This window comes from Janthinobacterium sp. 1L-D-8-B-C4 (genome assembly GCF_057291295.1).
Genome location: NZ_JBXAVX010000002.1, coordinates 381,993 through 400,781, shown reverse-complemented (window position 1 = coordinate 400,781; position 18,789 = coordinate 381,993). Strand labels below are relative to the sequence as shown.

Sequence of the window (18,789 nt, the reverse complement as noted above, 5' to 3'; positions counted from 1 at the left end):
GGCGATCTGGCATGCTTACAAGGCGTTCAGGATCAGGCGGCGCTTTTCCTGGTATTCGTCTTCGCTGATCAAGTCCTGCTGGCGCAGTCGCGCAAGGGTTGCCATTCGACGCTCGATATCGTCCATCACGCGCGCCGGTGCCTGCTGCGCTGAAGGCAAGCTGGCTGGCAGCGGCGGCGCCGTGCGCGCCCGCAGGCTTTCCAGCGACACCTCCAGCCAGTCGCCACGTGCGGCCTGGACGCGGCGCCAGCCATCACCTTTTAACGCCGGCACATCCGGCGATGGGCGCAGGCGGCTACCGGTGAAAAATACCTTGGTCGGCTGGCGGCTCACACGTTCCAGGTCGAATGGCGACTGCACCAGGCCTAACAGCAGTTGCAATGCGCCGTCGCGGACAAAAGCGCGGCCGCTGCTGACGCGATAGGTCGACATCAGCCGCAAACCGTCAGGCTCCGCCGCCACCGCAAACGTCACATCCTCTCCCGCTGTGGACGCTGCCAGCGCCGCGCTGAGCGGAAGCGACAGCTGATCGAGCTGTTGCGGCGAAAACACCGCGCTTCCGGCACTCGTCTGCAACGCCGCCAGCGCCAGGCGCAAAGCTTCTTGATCGGGTGCGCGCCCCTGATTGGCCGCTGCGCCAGTTTCACTGGGCACGCGCTGCACGAAGCTGTACGGCCCCAAAGGCATATTTTGCGCCGGCGCAGCCATGGCTGCCGGCCTGGCGGTCTTGCCGCCATCGCTACCATTGACCAGCGCTCCCACGCTTGCACAGCCCGACAGGCAGGCGCCCATCACCAGTAACAGGCAAGCAAGCGGCATCTTGCATGCCTTGTTCGATGTAGCAATCATCATGTCTCCATTGCAGGAAAAAAAACCCTTCCGCGCAAACGGAAGGGCAAAAGGACGGTCATGCATAACACCGTCCACTAGGACCATCATGCCTCTGACAGCAATGCTTCCTTAAAACCAGGTTTCGACTTGCATGCCAAGCATCGAACCCGAAGTGGCGCGGCCGAACGCGCCGGTAGTCGACAATGCGCTGCCTGCATTGGAGACGTCGGCAGCAAGGCGGGCGGCATCATTCCATTTGGCGTAGGTGTAGAACAGGCGCAAATCAGGACGGGCATTGACTCCCGGGCCGGACGAAATGGTCGGTGCGATGGTGAACTTGGTCATGCGGCGAGTCTGGCCGTTTTCAGGCTTGACCACGTCGAATCCCAGATCGGCACCGACCTTGATGTGGCGCGTCAGGCCATACACGGCATGGGTACCCAGGCTGCTCCAGGTTTTGTTTTCGGTCACGCCGATAATGGTCTGGCCTGGCGCAAGGCCGCTATCTTTCTGATAGATGGCCACCAGTTCGACGCCGAATTTTGGCGTGATCTGGGTGTAAAGACCATCGAGCACGCGCACACGCTTCACATCCTTGCTGTGGGTCAGGTTGCCGATCGCGCCGATTGCCGAATCGGTGCCGCCGGTACCAGGCCCGGTGCCGTACTGCAGCGCGAGTTTGTTCCATCCATCGCCATTGATGCCGGTCTGGCGATGTTGCACGGTCAGGCCGTAACCAGATTGGGCTTGTGGCGCGGACGAGTCCTTGCCGATCCAGCTCAGGCCCATTTCCAGCGAGCCGTTCGGGTTGGTGCCGATGCCGCGCAACTGGAAGTCGTGACGGCTGGCCGAATTGCTGCCGTTGCTGGCCAGTGCGCCGGTAGCCGGCAAGCCGCCGCCGGTGGTGGTGGCGATCAAATTATCCTTGCGCAACCAGGCATAGCTGAATTTCAGGGTGCCGCCGAGACTGATGTCTTCCACACCACCGCCGAAGCCCTGGCCGCTCCAATAGAAAAAATCATTTGGACTCAGGGCTTCACGCTTGTAGTATTTGCGCCCCATCCATGCGCTGCCGCCGTTCAATTCCGGCAGCTTGTCACCCTGAACGAAGATTTGCGGCAGTCCGACCGGGTCGGTATCCGAGGAAGAGTTACTGTTATTAAAGGAAAACATGATATTGGCGCTGAAGACGGCCCCTTCATCGGTTTTCGCCACTTCCTGCCCCAAGCCAAATTCACCATACACCTGGCACTCATTGCCAAGGCGATACTTGCTCATGGCACCGGCCAGCTGAAAACAGGTCGGGCCACCCTTGGACGAGTTCGTGCCGGTCAGGCCACGAAAGTAGCCGTTATACTCAAAAGCGAACAACGGCTGGCTGCACACCATCAAACCGGTGACGAGCAGGGCTTTTTTCAAGATTGCTGATTGTTGCGTTTTCATGGACTGCTATCCCCTTTGTTATACGAGCATCTGCTGATGCTCTGTTATCGAACCCCGTTATGACAACAGGGCTCCTTTCATGCCACGGATGTGGCAATTCTTATCGGTGCAACGGCAAGTTGCGGGCAGCCGCAAGGCTGCGGGCAAAGCTCCGCCCTGGCACAGTCGCGGCCGTTTATATCCAGGGAGAAATGAAAACCGGGCTGATCAGCCCGGCTACGTTATTTCAGGGTCGGCATGGCAAATTCGGCGCCAGCCGCTGTCGAGGCGGGCCAGCGCTGGGTGACGGCTTTCTGCTTGGTATAGAAGCGCACCGATTCCGGGCCATGCGCGTGGTGGTCGCCAAACAGGCTGCGTTTCCAGCCGCCAAAACTGTGGAAGGCCATCGGCACGGGAATCGGTACATTGACCCCGACCATGCCGACCTGCACCCGGTGCGTGTACTCGCGCGCCGTATTGCCGTCGCGCGTGTAGATGGCCGTGCCGTTGCCGTATTCATGGGCGTTGACCAGGTCCAGCGCGGTGGTGAAATCGGGTACGCGCACGATGCACAGCACCGGGCCGAAGATCTCTTCCTTGTAGATGGTCATTTCCGGCGTCACATGGTCGAACAGGCTACCGCCGAGGAAAAAGCCTTTTTCATGGCCAGGCAGCACAAAGCCCCGCCCGTCCGCCACCAGTTTTGCGCCTTCCTGCACACCGGTGGCGATATAGCCGGTGATTTTTTCCTTGTGCACTTGCGTGACCACCGGACCCATTTCGGCCTTCAGATCCATGCCTTGCGTGATTTTCAGTTCGGCGATACGTGGCAGCAGCGCTTCCACCAGTTGGTCGGCCACATTGCCGACCGCCACCACTACTGAAATGGCCATGCAGCGCTCGCCGGCCGAACCGAAGGCGGCGCCCATCAGCGCGTCGACCGTTTGCGGAATATCGGCGTCAGGCATCACCACCATATGGTTTTTCGCGCCGCCCAAGGCTTGCACGCGTTTACCCTGCGCGCAGCCGGTGGCGTAGATATATTCGGCGATCGGGGTCGAACCGACAAAGCTGACGGCGCGCACGTCCGGGTGGTGCAGCAGGCCGTCGACGGCTTCCTTGTCGCCCTGAACCACATTGAACACGCCATCGGGCAGGCCCGCTTCCGTGAGCAATTTGGCCAGCAGCAGGCTGGCCGATGGATCGCGCTCGGACGGCTTCAGCACAAAGGTGTTGCCGCAGGCAATCGCCATCGGGAACATCCACATCGGCACCATGACCGGGAAATTGAACGGAGTGATGCCAACGCAGACACCGAGCGCCTGGCGGATCGACCAGGCGTCGATGCCGCCGGCGACCTGTTCGCTGTATTCACCCTTCATCATTTGCGGTATGCCGCAGGCAAATTCCACCACTTCGATACCGCGCGTGACTTCGCCTTTCGCGTCCGTAAATACCTTGCCATGCTCGGCCGTGATCAAGGCCGCCAGTTCATCGGAGTGGGTTTCCAGCAATTCCTTGAACTTGAACATGACGCGTGCGCGGCGCAGCGGCGAGGTTTGCGACCAGGCCGGGAAAGCGGCGTGGGCGGCGGCGACGGCAGCGTTCAGTTCGCTGCTGGTCGCCAGCGCGACCTTGGCAGTGATTTCTCCGGTGGCGGGATTGAAGACGTCGCTGGTGCGCTCGGTGCGCGAGGCCATGGCTTTGCCACCAATAAAGTGGGCAATTGTCGGGGTGGTCATTGGGGATTCCTTGGTTATTTGCTGATCAGCCATTCATGGGCCGGATCGTTTTTAAAATGCCAGACCCGTTTCGGGCCGGCCATCACATTCAGGTAGTAGCCGTCGTAGCCATACGGCACGGTCACCGGGTGGTAGCCGCGCGGCACCATCACCACATCGTGGTTTTCCACCGCCAGAGCCTGGTCGATGCTGCGATCGTCCGTGTACACGCGCTGGTAGGCAAAGCCCTGCTCCGGGTTCAGGCGGTGGTAATAGGTTTCCTCCAGCGAACTCTCTGCCGGAATATTGTCGTTATCGTGCTTGTGCGGCGGGTAGCTCGACGAGTGGCCCGATGGCGTTACCACTTCCACCACCAGCAGGCCATCGGCTTCCTCCGTCTGCGGCAGGATATCGCACACATAACGGGTATTGGCGCCCTTGCCGCGCACCGAGCGCGTCATGGTATGCGGATCGATCAAACGGGCCGGACGGTCGGTAGTGCCCGGCGCGCTGCACAGCGCCACTTCGGCCTCGCTGGTCGCAGTGATGCCGACCTGCATGCCGCGTGGCACGTAGACTGCCGCCGGCGGGCGGTCTTCGAACACGCTCAGCCGTTTGCCTATGTTTTCCCAGCGCTGCTCGCCGGCCTTGACCGTCACGGTGCCGGTCAGCACCACGATGCACAGCTCGCGGCCATCGGTTTCCAGGCTGATCTGTTCGCCCGCCGCCAGCCGGTGCGCTGCAAAGCCGACATGGGTCCAGCCGGCCGATGCGGGCGTGACCTCGACGATTTTCGAGCCGGCCCGGGCTTTGACGAGCAGGCTGTTCATGCCGCCTCCCGTTTCAGGCGTGGAATCTCGTCGACCAGTTTGGCCAGGTAGTCATGGCCCATCTTGGCGTACTGGTAGCTGGGTGCCACGGCCGGGTCCTGCTCGGCTTCGACCACCAGCCAGCCTTCATAACCATGGCGATACAGGGCGGCCAGGATGCCCGGGAAATCGATGCTGCCGTCGCCGGGCACGCTGAAGGCGCCGTTGATCACGGCCTGCAGGAAACTCCAGTGGCCATTCCTGGCCAGCTTGATCACGTTCGGCCGCACATCCTTGCAGTGCACATGGCAGATGCGGGCGATATGTTTGTTCAGCACCGTCAGGGCGTCGCCGCCGCCAAAGGTGATATGGCCGGTGTCGAACAGCAAGCCGACTTCGTCACCCGTCAGCGCCATCAGCTGGTCGACATCGGCCGGCGACTCCACATACGCGCCCATATGGTGGTGGTAGGCCAGGCGCACGCCGTGCTCCAGCAGGTGTCTGGCAAACACCGTCAGCTTGTCGGCGTAGTCCTGCCATTGCTGTTGAGTCTGGAAGCGCGGGCGTTTGTACAGCGGGCGCGCTTCGCCCTGGATCGCGTCGGCCACTTCGCCGTAGACCATCACGGTGGCGCCGCTTTCGGCCAGCAGCTTCAGGTGCGCTTGCACCGCCGCGATTTCCTCTTCCGCCGAACGGCTGGCCAGGCGGCCCGAATACCAGCCTGACACGCAGGCCAGCTCATATTTGCCGAGCACGGCGCGCAAGGCCGAGGATTCTTTCGGAAACTTGTTGCCCAGTTCAAAGCCGGCATAGCCGATCTCGGCGCCCTCCTTCAAGGCCGTCTCCAGCGGCGTTTCGCCACCCAGCGATGGCAGGTCGTCGTTCATCCACGAGATCGGGTTGATGCCGATCTTGACATTCCATGTAGTCATTTTGCTTGTCCTTGGCGATCGTTTTCATAACGGGCGCGTGCCGCTTGCACGCCGGGTTGGGTCGACACTTCCGGTACCGCCACCTCCCACCAGCAACCGCCCTCTTCGGTGGTGCGCGTGTCGTCGGTATCGATGCAAATCAGATAGGTGCGGCTGGCGGCGCGGGCGCGCACCAGGGCTTGCTCCAACCCGGCAATACCGTCCACATGTTCGGACAGCGCGCCCAGGGATTTGGCATGCAGGGCAAAATCGATGCGCGGAGCGCCCTCGCCTGCCTGCAGGCAATCGGTCAGCATATTGTTGAATGGCACATTGCCGCAGGCCTGCTGCAGGCGGTTGATGCAGCCGTAGCCACGGTTATCGAGCACCACGATGATCAGCTTTTTATCCAGCATGACCGAGGTGGCGATTTCCGAATTCATCATCAGATAGCTGCCGTCGCCGACCATCACGATCACGTCGGACCCGGGTTTCGCCATCTTGACGCCGAGGCCGCCGGCGATCTCATAGCCCATGCAGGAGTAGCCGTATTCCATATGGTAGCCACCGGGGGTGCTGGTGCGCCACAGTTTATGGAGTTCGGCCGGCAAGGTGCCCGCCGCGCAGACGACGATATCGTTTGCGGTCGAGGTGGTGGACGAGCGCTGCACGGCGCCAATCACTTCGCCGTCGTACGGCAAGCCGGCCACCTCGCGCTTGCCGGTAATCGCGGTCACCGTCTCGCGCCAGCCGGCCGCTTCGCGCCGCGCCAGTTCTTGCCATTGCGCGCTGCTGGTCCAGTCTGGCAGCAAGGCCGACAGTCCTTGCAGGCCCAAGGTCGCATCGGCCTGCACACCGAGGCCACGGCGTTTCAGGGCATCAAAACTGTTGACGTTCAGGCTGACCAGCTCGGCTTTGGCAAACAGGGAATTCGAGCCGGTCGTGAAATCCTGCAAGCGCGTGCCGACCGCCAACACCAGATCGGCCTGGCCGGCCAGCGCATTGGCGGACGGTGATCCGGTGACGCCGATGGCGCCCAGCTGCAGCGGATGGTCCCACGGCAAGGAACTTTTACCCGCATGGGTTTCGGCGACAGGCACGCCATGGCGTTCGGCAAAGGCGCGCAAGGCTGCGCCGGCTTGGCCATACAGCACGCCGCCACCAGCCACGATCAAAGGCTGCTTCGCGTTGCGCAACACGTCTGCAGCCTCTTCCAGCTCGGACGGCACCGGTGGAATTGCACGGAAACGCACCACGCGCGGCGCAAAAAATTCTTCCGGATAGTCATACGCCATGGTCTGCACATCCTGCGGCAGCGACAGGGTGACGGGGCCGCAGGCGGCCGGGTCGGTCAGGGCGGCGATCGCGCGCGGCAAGGCCGTCAGCAACTGTTCCGGATAGATAATGCGGTCGAAATAGCGCGACAGCGGCTTGAAGGCGTCGTTGACGGAAACACTGCCGTCGCCGCCGTCTTCCAGCTGCTGCAGCACCGGGTCCGGCGCGCGTGAAACAAACACGTCGCCGGGCAAGAGCAGCACCGGCAGGCGGTTCACGTGCGCCAGCGCGGCGGCGGTCAGCAGATTGGTGGCGCCGGGACCGATCGAGCTGGTCACCGCCATCATGCGCCGGCGCATGTTTGCCTTGGCATAGGCGATCGCCGCATGCGCCATCGCCTGTTCGTTATGGGCGCGATAGGTCGGAAAACTGTCCTTGTATTGATACAGCGCCTCGCCCAGGCCCGCCACATTACCGTGGCCAAAGATGGCGAAGGCGCCGCCAAACAGCGGCTCGCCACTGTCGACGCGCAGCGCCGCCAGGTAGCGCACCAGCGCCTGCGCCATGGTCAAACGGATGGTTTTGTGTTGTGCGCTCATGCCGCACGCTCCAGATGGTTGCGAGTCTGACGCCACAGCTTGATCAGTTGCTCGAAGTTGGCGCGCACCTGCGCGATCAGGGTCGTGTCATCGATCTGGCCGGCCAGCCAGCGGCGGCTCGGTTCCTGGAAAATCGTGCGGCCGACCATAAAGCCGCGGCAGGTGGTGCTATGTCTCGCTTCCTCGAAGCTGGCGGCCAGCTCGGAAATCGGGGCGTTCAGGCCCAGCAGCACCACGCCACGGCAGTAGGGATCGCGCTCGCGCACCAGGGCGTCGATGGCCTGCCATTGTGTGCTGCTCAAGCTTTCCAGCTTCCACCATTCCGGGTAGATGCCCAGGTTGTACAGGCGCTTGACGGCGCGCAGCACGGTGTTGTCGTCTTGCGGGAAGGCATCGGACGGGATAATTTCCAGCAGCAGTTCATGACCGCTCACTTGCGCCGCGTCGTACAGGGCCTTGATCTGCGCTTCCTGTTCCAGCCGGTTTTCCGGCAGGTCGTCCGGGTGCAGCTGCACCAGGCACTTGATCACATGTTCCTTCGGCCAGCTGAGCAGGTGCGAGCCGATCGAACGGCCCCAGTCGAATTGCAGCGGGTTCGAACCTGGCAGTTCCACCGGACGGCCTATCCACCAGCCGCGTCCGGTCGCGTCGTTGAGTGCATCGACGCCATAGCGGCCATCGATCAGCACGCCCGTCTTGCCCGACAGCTGCAGCGCTTCCTGCGTCTGCGCCACGGCCTGCACCATCAGCTGTTTCAGTTTTGAAATGGCCGCTTCGGTCACGCCGGCCTGTTGCGACAGTTCGAAAAACTGCGTGCGATGGTCAAAAGCAAACACGCACAGCTCATCCCATTGCTTGCGCGCCACCGTCGTGCGGTGCAAACGCGCCAGGGTCGCATCCTGGTCGGGATGGGTGAGCTTGTCGGCATTGGCCAGAAAGTAATCGAGCTCCACCGGAGACGGCATGGCCGGTGCGCAGCCATGGCGCGATACCACCAGCGCGCCGCAGCCATTCGCGTAGCGGCAGCAGGCCTCGTAGTCTTCGCCGCGCAGCCAGCCTTTCAGGAAACCCGACAGGAAAGCGTCGCCGGCGCCCAGCACATTGAGCACGGCCACGCGCACGCCGCGATAGTTGTAGGCTTCGTCCAGGCTGGCGGGGATCAGATCGGTGCCCTCGATCACGGCCGACCCCAGCGGGCCGCGCTTGACCACCAGCGTGGCGGCGCTGACTGCACGCACCGCTTGCAAGGACGCCATGATATCCGCGCCGCCGCCGGCGATCATGAATTCCTCTTCCGTGCCGACGATCAGGTCGAACTGCGGCAAAATGCCCTGCAAATGTTGCGTGACGCCCTCGTTCGAGACAAAGCGCGTTTCGCCATCGGCCTTGCCCGACAGGCCCCACAGCACGGGGCGATAATCGATATCGAGCACGGTGCGCACATTGTTGGCACGCGCCAGGGCCAGCGCCTGCGAACTGACGGCGTGCATGGCGGCAGTGGAAAAATGCGTGCCGGTGATCAGCAGCGCCTTGCTGGAGCCGATAAAGCCGGCATCGAACGACACCGCCTCGATCGCCATGTCGGCGCAATTCTCGCGGTAGAAGATCAACGGAAAGGTGTCCTTGTCCTTGATGCCCAGCATCACCAGGGCGGTGAGCCGGTCATGGTCGACGCCGACATGGCTGACGTCGCAGCCTTCCTTCGCCAGGGTGTCGGTCAGGAAGCGTCCCATATGGTCGTCGCCGACTTTCGACAGCATCGCCGACTTCAGGCCCAGACGCGCCGTGCCGAAGGCGATATTGGCCGACGAGCCGCCCAGGTATTTGGCGAAGCTGGTGGCGTCTTCCAGGGTGCTGCCGATCTGCTGCGCGTACAGGTCCACCGCCAGGCGGCCCAGGCAGATCACGTCGAGCGCGCGGCCCGATGCGAAAGGAGTTGGATTCTTCATCGATGTATCTTTCTGAATGCGTGCAGCGTTGATGGTCTCTGTTTATAGTTTTGCGCAAGCCGGCAATGGCCTGGACGGCCTGCCTGTGAGTTGTTGCATACCGTGAAAATCCCGTATGCTTTACCTCTTGTGCGACCGAAAAACCCGGCGCTGCGCGGCACATGGCGGCAGGCGCACGGGCTTCGGTCCCGGCTGCAGTGTTTCTAGAATAAGTCAGCAAAAAACAAAAAGCAATAAAAATTGCGAAATTAATTTAAATAGAAAATTGTTTCCATTTAAGACCCCTACACCAGAAAAGAGAGCAAGAGATGGCACAAACCTCCTCGATCGACCAGTTGATGCAACAAATCGCCGACGAGTACGAAAGCCTGTCGCGCCAGTTGAAATTGATCGCCAAGCATATCGAACAGCATCGCAGCAGCCTGATGCTCGAACGCATCAGCGATATCGCCGCTGCCTGCCAGGTGCAGCCGTCGGCCATCGTGCGCTTTGCCCAGCGCTTCGGTTTTTCAGGTTTCAGTGAAATGCAAGATGTGTTTCGCCAGGCCTATACGGACCAGGCCCGGGCCGCGCCGAACTATCGCCAGCGCATCCGCAAGCTCATTTCCACACGAGACGGCAAGGTCGGCACGGGCGAGTTGACGCGCGAATTCATCGGCGCCAGCCGCAGCGGCCTCGACGAACTGGCAGCCGGGCTCGACGACGAACAGCTCGAAGCGGCCGTCACCTTGCTGCAGCAGGCGGACAATATCTATGTCGTGGGTGTGCGGCGTGCGTTTCCGGTGGCGTCATATATTGCCTACGCGCTGCAGCACACCAGCAAGCGTGCGCACCTGGTCACGGGATTGGGTGGCGGCCACCGCGACCAGATGCGCAGCGTACGGGCCGGCGACGTGGCGATTGCCATCAGCTTTGCGCCCTACGGCAAGGAAACCCTGGAATGCGCGCGCATGGCGCACCACAACGGCGCGCGCGTGCTGGTCATTACCGACAGCAAGCTGGCGCCGCTGGCGCGCACGGCCGACGCCCTGCTCACGGTGACCGAAGGAAGCGCTTTTGCCTTCCGTTCGCTGACCAGCACCATCTGCCTGTGCCAGGCGCTGTTCATCGCCCTGGCCTACCGGCTCGAGATCGACATCGAGGAAATCGGCGCGCAGCCGGCGGACTGAAGCGCCGCGTCAGGCCAGGTCGAGAAAGATCACGCCATCCTCGACCTTGGCCGGATAGGTTTTCAGGTTCACGCAGACGGGCGCGCCGAGCGCCTTGCCGGTGGTCAGGTTGAAGCGGCCGTTGTGCTTGGGGCACTCGATCACGTTACCCATCACCAAGCCGTCGGCCAAGTGCACTTTTTCATGCGTGCACAGGCCATCCGAGGCATAGGCCTGGTTGTTCAGGCGGTATACGGCGTAGGTCTTGCCGGCGTGGTCAAACCGCATCACGTCTTCATCGTCGATCTCATCGAACTCGCACACTTCGGTCCAGCAGCTCATATTGGTCTCCTTCGGTTTGTTGTTATGAATGATGACTTTATTTGGCGTAAGCGCCATCGGGCAGGCTATCCAATGCAGCCCCGCTACGCTGGGGCAAGCTGCGCTGCACAGCGTAGCCCGGCTCGCGCACCTGGCGCAGCACCGCAGGGATCAGCTCGCGGTAAGCGGCCAGGGTGCTGGAATAAGGCGGCGGGCAATCGTCCTTGATCAGCTCGTGCAGTTTGGGCAAGGTATGGAAAGGCACCATGGGAAACATATGATGCTCGGCGTGGTAATTCATGTTCCAGTATAAAAAGCGGAACACCGGATTCATATATATGGTGCGGCAATTGAGGCGATGGTCGAGCACGTTTTCGGGCAGCCCGGAATGCTGGGTCAGGCCAAAGAACAAACTCAGCCACGCGCCATAAAAGGACGGCAGGCCGATAAAGACCAGCGGCTTGATGCTGGCGGTGGCGAAGCAGGCAGTGAGCACGGCGCCATAGATCAGACACCAGATGCGTGCTTCGCGCACCATCTTGCCGTGTTCGCTTTCGGGCACGAAGGTGCGATCGTCGGCGGAAATCTTGCCGGCGGCGTTCAGTAACACTTGGCCCAGCTCGCTCAAGCCCGATTTCAGGTTGAAGCAATTGAGCAGCAAACCGAACAGGTCGGGTGGGCGCGGCACCACGATCTCGGGATCGCGCCCGACGATCAGAGTGTCGGTATGGTGGCGCGCGTGGCTCCAGCGTTTTTGCGTCGGCCGGCGCAAGACCAGGAAGGAAGCGATCTGGTACACCGCGTTGTTGAGCCACGGCGTCTTGAAGGCCGTGCCGTGGCTGGTTTCATGCCAGCGCGAATCGGCCGGCCCCGCATACAGGGTGCCGTACAGAAAGAAGGCGGGGATGGCCCACCAGCTGCCCCAGCTCATTGCAGCCAGCACACCCGACACCACGATCAGGCTGAACCAGATCAAGGTATCGCGGATCGCGGTGGCGTCCTGGCGCTGCATCAGTCCCTTCATTTGAGGGCGCGTCAGTGCGCAGCGATACCACTGCGCATTGGCCAGCCCCTGCTCTATGGCCTGTTCGCCGTCGCCGCCTATCAGTTGATAGCCGCGTTTGCGATCCTGCGTGCTTTCTGCCTGTATTGTCATGTGCTCCTCCGTGTGTCGATTGGAACCGCCTTGGTCCATGGAAGCGATAGTAGTGGCGTGCGGCAGGCCGCTTCAAGCAGATCTTGAAAACTCTGTCAAAAGCCATCATCCGGGGCGCAGGCAGCCTATCATTTCCATCATTTGTACATTGTTCAAGCCCCGGTTGTCCCGCTGAATGACCATTTATGGTCAATTTTCATGCTGCGTTCGAGGCCGCGATTTCTTACATTGTCGACAGGCGCCGCTACCAGGCGCCACCACACGACAAATCCGATGGAGACGCACCACCATGACTGCCCCCTACCTGTTTTCCCTGAACCGCATGAGCGCACCGCGCATCGGTTTCGCCGACTACCTGGCCCTGTGCCAGCGCCTCGACGTGCGCGCGATTGAAATTCGCAATGACCTCGACGGTGTTGAAATCAACGACGGCACGCCGGCGCGCCAGATCCGCGAGATGACGCAAGCGGCCGGCATCACGATCCGCTCGATCAACGCCCTGCAGCGCTTCGAACAGTTCGATGCCGAGCGTGAACGCGAGGCGCGTGCGCTGATCGACTACGCCGCTGACTGTGGCGCCCAGGCGCTGGTGCTGTGTCCGACCAACAGCCTGCGCGACAGCCGCGATGCGGGCGAGCGCCATCGCGCCTTGGTGGCGGCGCTGACGGCGCTCAAACCGATGCTGGCCGAACGCGGCGTGCTGGGCCTGATCGAACCACTGGGCTTTGCCGAGTGCGCGGTGCGCCGCAAGTCGCAGGCCGTGCTGGCCATGTACGACGCCGGTGCCGAACACGATTTCAAGCTTGTGCATGATACCTTCCACCATCACCTGGCCGGCGAAGACATCTTTTTCCCTGACCTGACGGGGCTCATCCATGTGTCCGGCGTGGAAGACGGCGCCGTGCCGGTCGGCGCCATGCGCGACATGCACCGCGTGCTGGTCGGCGCCGGCGACCGCCTGGGCAATCTGGCGCAGATCAAAACCTTGCTGGCGCGCGGCTACCAGGGTTGCATTTCCTACGAGCCGTTCGCTGAAGAAGTGGCGGCCTCGGACGATATCGAAAACCAGCTGCGCGCCAGCATGGCCCATTTGCGCGACGGCATCGGCGCCTGATCCACCCACATTCACAGGAGAAAAAACATGTTACAAGTAGCCATCTTCGGCGCCGGCCGCATCAGCAAAATCCATAGCGCCAACTTGGTACGCCAGCAAGGCGTACGCCTGAAATACGTAGTCGACGTGCACGCGCCCAGCGCCGCCGCGCTGGCCAGCGAGCATGGCGCGCAGGTCAGTGATATCGACACGGTATTTGCCGATCCCGAGATCGCAGCCGTGATCATCGCCTCAAGTACCGACAGCCACGCCGACCTGATCTTGCGCGCCGCCGCCAGCGGCAAGCATATCTTTTGCGAAAAACCGGTCGACCTGACCGTCGAGCGCGCCCTAGTATGCGCCGACGCCGTCGCCAAGGCCGGCGTGACGGCGCTGATCGGCTTCCAGCGCCGCTACGATCCCACCTTTGCCGCGCTCAAGGCGCGCATCGACGCCGGCGAGATCGGCGTGCCGGAAGTGCTGGCCATCACCAGCCGCGATCCGGGCGCGCCGCCGCTCGACTATATCCGCAGCTCGGGTGGCATTTTCAAGGACATGCTGATCCATGACTTCGACGTTTTCCGCTGGATCCTTGATGACGAAGCCGTCAGCGTCTACGCCACTGCCTCGGTGCTGACCGATCCGAAGGTGGGCGAAGCGGGTGATGCCGACACCACCGCCGTGACGATCCGCACGCGCAAGGGCCGCCTGTGCCAGATCAACACCAGCCGCCGCGCCGCCTATGGCTATGACCAGCGCTTCGAGGTACTGGGCAGCGCCGGCATGCTGCAGGCGCATAACCATCGCCCGACGGAAGTGGAAGCCTGGACCGCCAGCGGCGTGGCGACCAGCTTGCCGGAAAACTTTTTCCTGGAACGCTACCGCGCCGCGTATGCCGCCGAAATGGCCCATTTCGTCGCCGCCCTGATCGACGGCAAGCCGGTGCGCACCACTGTGGCCGATGGCCTGAAGGCGCTGCAACTGGCGCAGGCGGCCGAAGTGTCGTGGCGCGAGCGGCGCATCGTCGAGCTGTAAAACTTGTGAGGCGCCCTGCGGCTGGTGCATGATGGCTGTTTTCAAGCAGGACACCAGCATGAGCGACTTGCCGCAGGAACCCGCACCCTCCACCCGCCGCAAGCGCTCGGCGCGCTTCAGCGATATCGCCGCCGAAGCCGGCGTGAGCGAGACCACGGTCAACCGCGTGCTCAACGAGCGCGGCAGCGTCTCGGCCGCGACCCGCGCGCGCGTGGTGGCCGCCGCCCGGCGCCTGGGCGTACCGCGACTGCTGCCGGAGCCGCGGCGCGGCCTGACCCGCTTCGACGTGATCCTGGCCGGCAGCGGCACGCCGTACTTCCAGCGCCTCAACCTGGCGTTCCAGCGCGCCATGCACATGCTGGACAAAAAAGTGGTGATCCACCGCACCCTGGTGGCCGAGGGCGATGGCCAGGACGAGCGCATCGCACGCGCCATCCTCAGCCCACGCCAGAAGCGCCATGGCCTGATCGTTGCCGTGCATGACAGCATCACCGTGCGCGCCGCGCTGCGCCAGGTGATTCATACGGGAGTGCCGGTGGTAACCCTGATGAGCGATATCGCCGACGTGCCGCGCCTGCATTACGCAGGCATCGACAATTATCGCGCCGGCCGCACGGCCGGCCATTTCCTGGGACGTGCCTTGCCGGCCCAGGGCCGCATCCTGTTGATCAGCAATGCGCTGCAATATCAGGCGCATGCCGAGCGCATTCATGGCGTGCAGGAAGTGCTGGCCGAGCGCTACCCGGGCCTGCTGTGCGGCGAGGTGCGCCAATGCCACGACCAGCCCGACCGCTGCCACGCCGCCGTCGCGCGCGCCGTCAAGGCCTGGCCCGACCTGGTCGGCATCTACAACAGCGGCGCCGGTTCGGCCGGCATCGTGACGGCGCTGCGCCAGGCCGGCAAGGCCGGACACATCCTGCTTGCCGGCCACGAGCTGTCGGCCGAGCACCGCTTGTATCTGGAGCAGGGCGAGATGGAACTGGTGATCGACCAGGATCCGGACTGGCAAACGGCATCGAGCTTGCAGCATCTGCTGCATGCCTGCGGCCGGCTCGATGAACCACCCTCGAGCGCGCCGAATGAATTTCGCCTGTTCTGCCGCGAGAATATCGGCGCAGGCGACTACCTGCCGCCTTGAGCGCGGCGCAAGAAATCAGATATTTTCTGGCGTAAACAACAAAGGATCGACCACGCAGCGGCGTGGCCCCGTGCCGCCGTCGAGCGCATCGCACATGGCGGCGACAAGGCCGCCGGCGATCGCGTCGCGCGGATGCGAAATAACCATCGCCACATGGCCGTCGGCTAGGGCGGCGCGGGTCAATGGCGTCAGGTCATGGCAGACGGTGACGAAATCATATTCAGGCCCCAGCGCACGCAAGCCGTCGAGCACGCCTTCGATGCCGCCGCCTGCCAGGTAAAAGCCCGTCAGGTCGGGGTGGCGGTGCAGCAATTCATGAATGGTTTCCTCGGCCAGGTGGCGGTCTTCCAGGCTGATCAGGGTGTCGAGCAAATCGACGTCGAATTCGAGTTCGTGCTGCTGGAAATAAGTGCGGAAACTGGTTTCGCATTCCTCCTGGCAGGCATAGCGGTGCGAGCCGACCATCACGGCCACCTTGGCCGGACGCCGCCCCAGATGCGCGATCGCCCACGCCGCGCTGCGGCCCACCTTGACATTGTCTACCCCGGCATGGCCGGCCAGGCCGGTGGCACTCAGGTCGGACACCAGCGAAAACACGGGATAACCTTCCGCCGCCAGCGCCTCGACGGCGGCGCAGATGACCGGATGCTCGGTCGCGACCAATGCCAGCGCATTGGCGCTGCCGGCCATCGCGCGCAGCTGCGCCACCACCCGCCGTGGCGTCAGGTCATCCATGTACTCGACCTGCACACTGTGCACGCCGCCAGCGTCCCTGCCAGCCTGCTGCAGCGCCTGCGCCATCAGCTGGAAAAATTCACTGCCGCTTTTTTGCAGCAAAAAACCCAGCCGGTGCTTGCCACCGCCCTCGTCCAGGCGCTTGCGTATCAGCCCGGCGCCGCGATAGCCGAGCGCCTCGGCCGCCTGCAGTACGCGCAGCGCCGTGGCCGGACGCACTTGCGCGCGCCGGTTGATGACGCGGTCGACCGTGGCGACGCCGACGCCGGCGGCGCGGGCAACATCGGCAATCGTGGACGGTGCTGTTTTCATGGAGATGCCTGCTGAAGATGATTGATAGATTCTATCATTGGCCGAGGCGCCAGCATGATGGTTTTGAGACCAGCTCGCGTCTGGCGCCCCGCAGCCACCCGCCAATCACTACCATGATCCTGGTTTATCACACACAGGAGAGCGACATGGCACATGCGGGAAAATGGAAAGACTATCGGCTGAACGCCGCCAACAGCGAGCAGGCGGAAAAGCGGGGACTGGTATCGGCGCAATGGTTCCGCTGCGAGGTGCCACGTGCGCAGATGAAACAACTGATGCAGCGCAGCGACGCCCAGGGCTTGCGTCACATGGCGATCTGGCTGGCCTTGTTAACGGCCAGCGGCGTGACGGCCTGGCACAGCCAGGGCAGCTGGTGGTGTCTGCCGGCCTTCTTTCTATACGGCACATTGTATTCGGTCAGCGATCATTGCGCCCATGAACTGTCGCATGGCACGCCGTTCAAGACGCCCTGGCTGAACAATGTTTTTTACCAGCTGGCATCCTTCATGACCCTGCATGAATCGGTGTATTGGCGCTGGAGCCATGCGCGCCACCATACCGATACCATTGTCGTCGGGCGCGACCGCGAAATCGCGTTTCCGCGCCCGGCCAGGCCGCTGGCGATCCTCTTCGACGCTTTTTTCCTGCCTGGCGGCCTGCAGGAAATCGCGCGCACCGTGCGCCATGCCATGGGCAGCCTGAGCGAGGAAACGCGCAGCTTTATTCCTGATTCGGAAATACGCAAGCTGGTCTGGAGCAGCCGCATCTATACCTTGCTGTTTGCTAGCCTGATCGCCTGGTGCGTATTGGCACAGAGCATCTTGCCGGCGCTGTTCATCGTGTTGCCGCGCTTTTACGGCGCCCTGCTGCCGCTGCTGTTCAACATGACGCAGCACACGGGCCTGGCCGAAGATGTGCTCGACCATCGCCTGAACACCCGCACCATGTATTTGAATCCCGTGTTCGAATTCCTGTACATGAAGATGAATTACCACTTGGAACACCACATGTTTCCGATGGTGCCCTTCCATGCGCTGCCTCGGCTGCACGCCGCCATCCGCGAGCAGTCGCCGCCCGCCTACGGTTCGCTGTGGGCGGCATACGCCGACATCGTGCCAGCCGTGCTGCGCCAGCGTGAAGAGCCCGGTCATGTGATTGCACGGGAAGCAAGCACGGCTTGAAATCGACCCAAGCGCTCAGTCTGTCAGCCGGGCATGAACGGCTTTTCATGATGCCTGCGTGAATGGCGTGATCAACAGGCGGCTGACCTTCTCGAGCAGCAGCATGTCCTCCAGTATCGCTACGGAAAGCGGCAGCAACGCCGTCTTTTCAGACGGCCGCATTCAAGACGTTTTCGTTTGATTGGCAGCGCGCATAAAATCAACGAACGCACGCAACTTGCCCGGCATATGCTGGCGATGTGGATAGTAGAGATGAAAAGCGTCGTCCCATGCCCAGTGCCGCTGCAGTATCTGTCTCAGCACGCCGCCAGCCAGTTCCTGCTTCGCAAAATCTTCCAGGATGAATGCGATTCCTTGGCCCTGTATGGCGGCATCGAGCACGGAGCGCATTTCATCAAAAATATAGCGCCCCTGGACCTCGATTTGCACCATTTGCCCCCGATCCTCGAACCTCCATTCATACAGGCGTCCACCGACGCTATAGCGCTGGCGCAGGCAGTTGTGCTGGAGCAGATCAGCCAAGGTATTGGGTTCACTTCGCTCGCGGAAGTAATCCGGCGCCGCCACCACGATTCTTTTTTGTAACTCGCCCAGCTGCACCGAAATCATATCATTCTGCAATTTTCGCCCCATGCGTATGCCGATATCAAAGCCGGCGCCGACGATATCGGTCAGCTGATTATCGAGCGAGATTTCGACGTTGATGAGCGGAAATTGTTCCAGGAACGATGCCATGTGCGGCTCGATCAAGATATGGTAGGCGACATAGGATGAACTGACACGCAACATGCCCGACGGTTGATCAGTCGCGAGCAAAGCTTCTGACAAGGAGTTTCTGATCAAGGCGAGTGCGGGCGCCAATGTTGCGTTCAATGATGCGCCAGCTTCGGTCAGACTGACACTCCGTGTGGTGCGATTGAACAAGCGCACATTCAACTGCGCTTCCATGTTTTTGATGGTGCGTGATACCGCAGTCGGCGTGACACCCATTTCTGCTGCAGTGCGCGCGAAATTCAAATGCCTTGCGGCGGCCTCAAAGGTCATCAGACCCGGAAGATAAAGCGGCGCCGTCGAGATGACGCCGTCAACGCCATCGGCTTTGCCTGAATTTTCAATTATGACTTTTTTGTTCATACAATATCTCAAGTTATGA

The 18,789-nt window shown here is 62.1% G+C and carries 16 protein-coding genes; 5 read left to right on the top strand and 11 right to left on the bottom strand.

Annotation, left to right across the window (positions count from 1 at the left end; all coding sequences use genetic code 11):
- Window positions 1–15: 15 nt before the first annotated feature.
- From AC0Z42_RS05015 to AC0Z42_RS04985, 7 genes are all read right to left on the bottom strand, one after another.
- Window positions 16–852: an SHOCT domain-containing protein gene (locus AC0Z42_RS05015; RefSeq protein ID WP_485467138.1), complete on the bottom strand. Its 837-nt coding sequence runs from the start codon at window positions 850–852 to the stop codon at window positions 16–18.
- Between the two features lie 108 nt (window positions 853–960).
- Window positions 961–2,274, bottom strand: coding sequence for a carbohydrate porin (locus AC0Z42_RS05010; RefSeq protein WP_485467137.1), 1,314 nt, complete (start codon window positions 2,272–2,274; stop codon window positions 961–963).
- A gap of 221 nt (window positions 2,275–2,495) precedes the next feature.
- Window positions 2,496–3,995 carry a CoA-acylating methylmalonate-semialdehyde dehydrogenase gene (locus AC0Z42_RS05005; RefSeq protein ID WP_485467136.1) on the bottom strand — a complete coding sequence of 500 codons (1,500 nt, stop codon included), beginning with the start codon at window positions 3,993–3,995 and terminating at the stop codon, window positions 2,496–2,498.
- A gap of 14 nt (window positions 3,996–4,009) precedes the next feature.
- The gene (iolB, locus tag AC0Z42_RS05000; RefSeq protein WP_485467135.1) at window positions 4,010–4,804 is read right to left on the bottom strand and encodes a 5-deoxy-glucuronate isomerase; all 795 of its coding nucleotides are present in this window, start codon (window positions 4,802–4,804) and stop codon (window positions 4,010–4,012) included.
- Window positions 4,801–5,715, bottom strand: a complete 915-nt coding sequence (gene iolE / locus AC0Z42_RS04995) for a myo-inosose-2 dehydratase (RefSeq protein WP_485467134.1) — start codon at window positions 5,713–5,715, stop codon at window positions 4,801–4,803. The genes iolB and iolE overlap by 4 nt, the downstream gene beginning before the upstream one ends.
- The gene (gene iolD / locus AC0Z42_RS04990) at window positions 5,712–7,568 is read right to left on the bottom strand and encodes a 3D-(3,5/4)-trihydroxycyclohexane-1,2-dione acylhydrolase (decyclizing) (protein ID WP_485467133.1); all 1,857 of its coding nucleotides are present in this window, start codon (window positions 7,566–7,568) and stop codon (window positions 5,712–5,714) included. The genes iolE and iolD overlap by 4 nt, the downstream gene beginning before the upstream one ends.
- On the bottom strand, window positions 7,565–9,517 hold the full coding sequence (locus AC0Z42_RS04985) for a bifunctional 5-dehydro-2-deoxygluconokinase/5-dehydro-2-deoxyphosphogluconate aldolase (RefSeq protein WP_485467132.1): 1,953 nt from the start codon (window positions 9,515–9,517) through the stop codon (window positions 7,565–7,567). Before AC0Z42_RS04985 ends, iolD begins: the two co-directional genes overlap by 4 nt.
- Before the next feature lie 308 nt (window positions 9,518–9,825).
- Between AC0Z42_RS04985 and AC0Z42_RS04980 the strand changes: the two genes are divergently transcribed.
- Entirely contained in the window at window positions 9,826–10,686 is an 861-nt protein-coding gene (locus tag AC0Z42_RS04980; RefSeq protein WP_485467131.1) for a MurR/RpiR family transcriptional regulator, read from the top strand.
- A gap of 9 nt (window positions 10,687–10,695) precedes the next feature.
- On the opposite strand, the gene AC0Z42_RS04975 is transcribed toward AC0Z42_RS04980, so the two are convergent.
- Window positions 10,696–11,007: a MocE family 2Fe-2S type ferredoxin gene (locus AC0Z42_RS04975; RefSeq protein WP_065305766.1), complete on the bottom strand. Its 312-nt coding sequence runs from the start codon at window positions 11,005–11,007 to the stop codon at window positions 10,696–10,698.
- Between the two features lie 37 nt (window positions 11,008–11,044).
- Entirely contained in the window at window positions 11,045–12,142 is a 1,098-nt protein-coding gene (locus AC0Z42_RS04970; RefSeq protein WP_485467130.1) for a fatty acid desaturase family protein, read from the bottom strand.
- A gap of 289 nt (window positions 12,143–12,431) precedes the next feature.
- On the opposite strand from AC0Z42_RS04970, the gene AC0Z42_RS04965 reads away from it, so the two are divergent.
- Genes AC0Z42_RS04965 through AC0Z42_RS04955 form a run of 3 tightly spaced genes read left to right on the top strand, consistent with a single transcriptional unit; the run spans window position 12,432 to window position 15,408 of the window.
- Entirely contained in the window at window positions 12,432–13,256 is an 825-nt protein-coding gene (locus tag AC0Z42_RS04965; RefSeq protein WP_426077617.1) for a TIM barrel protein, read from the top strand.
- Between the two features lie 27 nt (window positions 13,257–13,283).
- On the top strand, window positions 13,284–14,270 hold the full coding sequence (gene iolG / locus AC0Z42_RS04960) for an inositol 2-dehydrogenase (protein WP_426077618.1): 987 nt from the start codon (window positions 13,284–13,286) through the stop codon (window positions 14,268–14,270).
- A gap of 31 nt (window positions 14,271–14,301) precedes the next feature.
- A complete protein-coding gene (locus AC0Z42_RS04955; RefSeq protein WP_485467314.1) occupies window positions 14,302–15,408 on the top strand; it encodes a LacI family DNA-binding transcriptional regulator in 1,107 nt (368 codons plus the stop codon).
- A gap of 15 nt (window positions 15,409–15,423) precedes the next feature.
- Here the strand turns inward: AC0Z42_RS04955 and AC0Z42_RS04950 are convergent, their stop codons facing one another.
- Entirely contained in the window at window positions 15,424–16,455 is a 1,032-nt protein-coding gene (locus AC0Z42_RS04950; protein WP_485467129.1) for a LacI family DNA-binding transcriptional regulator, read from the bottom strand.
- A gap of 146 nt (window positions 16,456–16,601) precedes the next feature.
- Here AC0Z42_RS04950 and AC0Z42_RS04945 point away from each other — a divergent pair, with 146 nt between their 5' ends.
- Window positions 16,602–17,636, top strand: coding sequence for a fatty acid desaturase (locus AC0Z42_RS04945; RefSeq protein WP_485467128.1), 1,035 nt, complete (start codon window positions 16,602–16,604; stop codon window positions 17,634–17,636).
- Window positions 17,637–17,798: 162 nt separating this feature from the next.
- On the opposite strand, the gene AC0Z42_RS04940 is transcribed toward AC0Z42_RS04945, so the two are convergent.
- A complete protein-coding gene (locus tag AC0Z42_RS04940) occupies window positions 17,799–18,770 on the bottom strand; it encodes a LysR family transcriptional regulator (RefSeq protein WP_485467127.1) in 972 nt (323 codons plus the stop codon).
- Window positions 18,771–18,789: the final 19 nt, after the last annotated feature.

Excerpts from the sequence above, each read along its gene's own strand:
- AC0Z42_RS05015 (WP_485467138.1), bottom strand. The coding sequence starts at position 852 with ATGATGATTGCTACATCGAACAAGGCATGCAAGATGCCGCTTGCTTGC.
- AC0Z42_RS05010 (WP_485467137.1), bottom strand. The coding sequence starts at position 2,274 with ATGAAAACGCAACAATCAGCAATCTTGAAAAAAGCCCTGCTCGTCACC.
- AC0Z42_RS05005 (WP_485467136.1), bottom strand. The coding sequence starts at position 3,995 with ATGACCACCCCGACAATTGCCCACTTTATTGGTGGCAAAGCCATGGCC.
- iolB (WP_485467135.1), bottom strand. The coding sequence starts at position 4,804 with ATGAACAGCCTGCTCGTCAAAGCCCGGGCCGGCTCGAAAATCGTCGAG.
- iolE (WP_485467134.1), bottom strand. The coding sequence starts at position 5,715 with ATGACTACATGGAATGTCAAGATCGGCATCAACCCGATCTCGTGGATG.
- iolD (WP_485467133.1), bottom strand. The coding sequence starts at position 7,568 with ATGAGCGCACAACACAAAACCATCCGTTTGACCATGGCGCAGGCGCTG.
- AC0Z42_RS04985 (WP_485467132.1), bottom strand. The coding sequence starts at position 9,517 with ATGAAGAATCCAACTCCTTTCGCATCGGGCCGCGCGCTCGACGTGATC.
- AC0Z42_RS04980 (WP_485467131.1), top strand. The coding sequence starts at position 9,826 with ATGGCACAAACCTCCTCGATCGACCAGTTGATGCAACAAATCGCCGAC.
- AC0Z42_RS04975 (WP_065305766.1), bottom strand. The coding sequence starts at position 11,007 with ATGAGCTGCTGGACCGAAGTGTGCGAGTTCGATGAGATCGACGATGAA.
- AC0Z42_RS04970 (WP_485467130.1), bottom strand. The coding sequence starts at position 12,142 with ATGACAATACAGGCAGAAAGCACGCAGGATCGCAAACGCGGCTATCAA.
- AC0Z42_RS04965 (WP_426077617.1), top strand. The coding sequence starts at position 12,432 with ATGACTGCCCCCTACCTGTTTTCCCTGAACCGCATGAGCGCACCGCGC.
- iolG (WP_426077618.1), top strand. The coding sequence starts at position 13,284 with ATGTTACAAGTAGCCATCTTCGGCGCCGGCCGCATCAGCAAAATCCAT.
- AC0Z42_RS04955 (WP_485467314.1), top strand. The coding sequence starts at position 14,302 with ATGGCTGTTTTCAAGCAGGACACCAGCATGAGCGACTTGCCGCAGGAA.
- AC0Z42_RS04950 (WP_485467129.1), bottom strand. The coding sequence starts at position 16,455 with ATGAAAACAGCACCGTCCACGATTGCCGATGTTGCCCGCGCCGCCGGC.
- AC0Z42_RS04945 (WP_485467128.1), top strand. The coding sequence starts at position 16,602 with ATGGCACATGCGGGAAAATGGAAAGACTATCGGCTGAACGCCGCCAAC.
- AC0Z42_RS04940 (WP_485467127.1), bottom strand. The coding sequence starts at position 18,770 with ATGAACAAAAAAGTCATAATTGAAAATTCAGGCAAAGCCGATGGCGTT.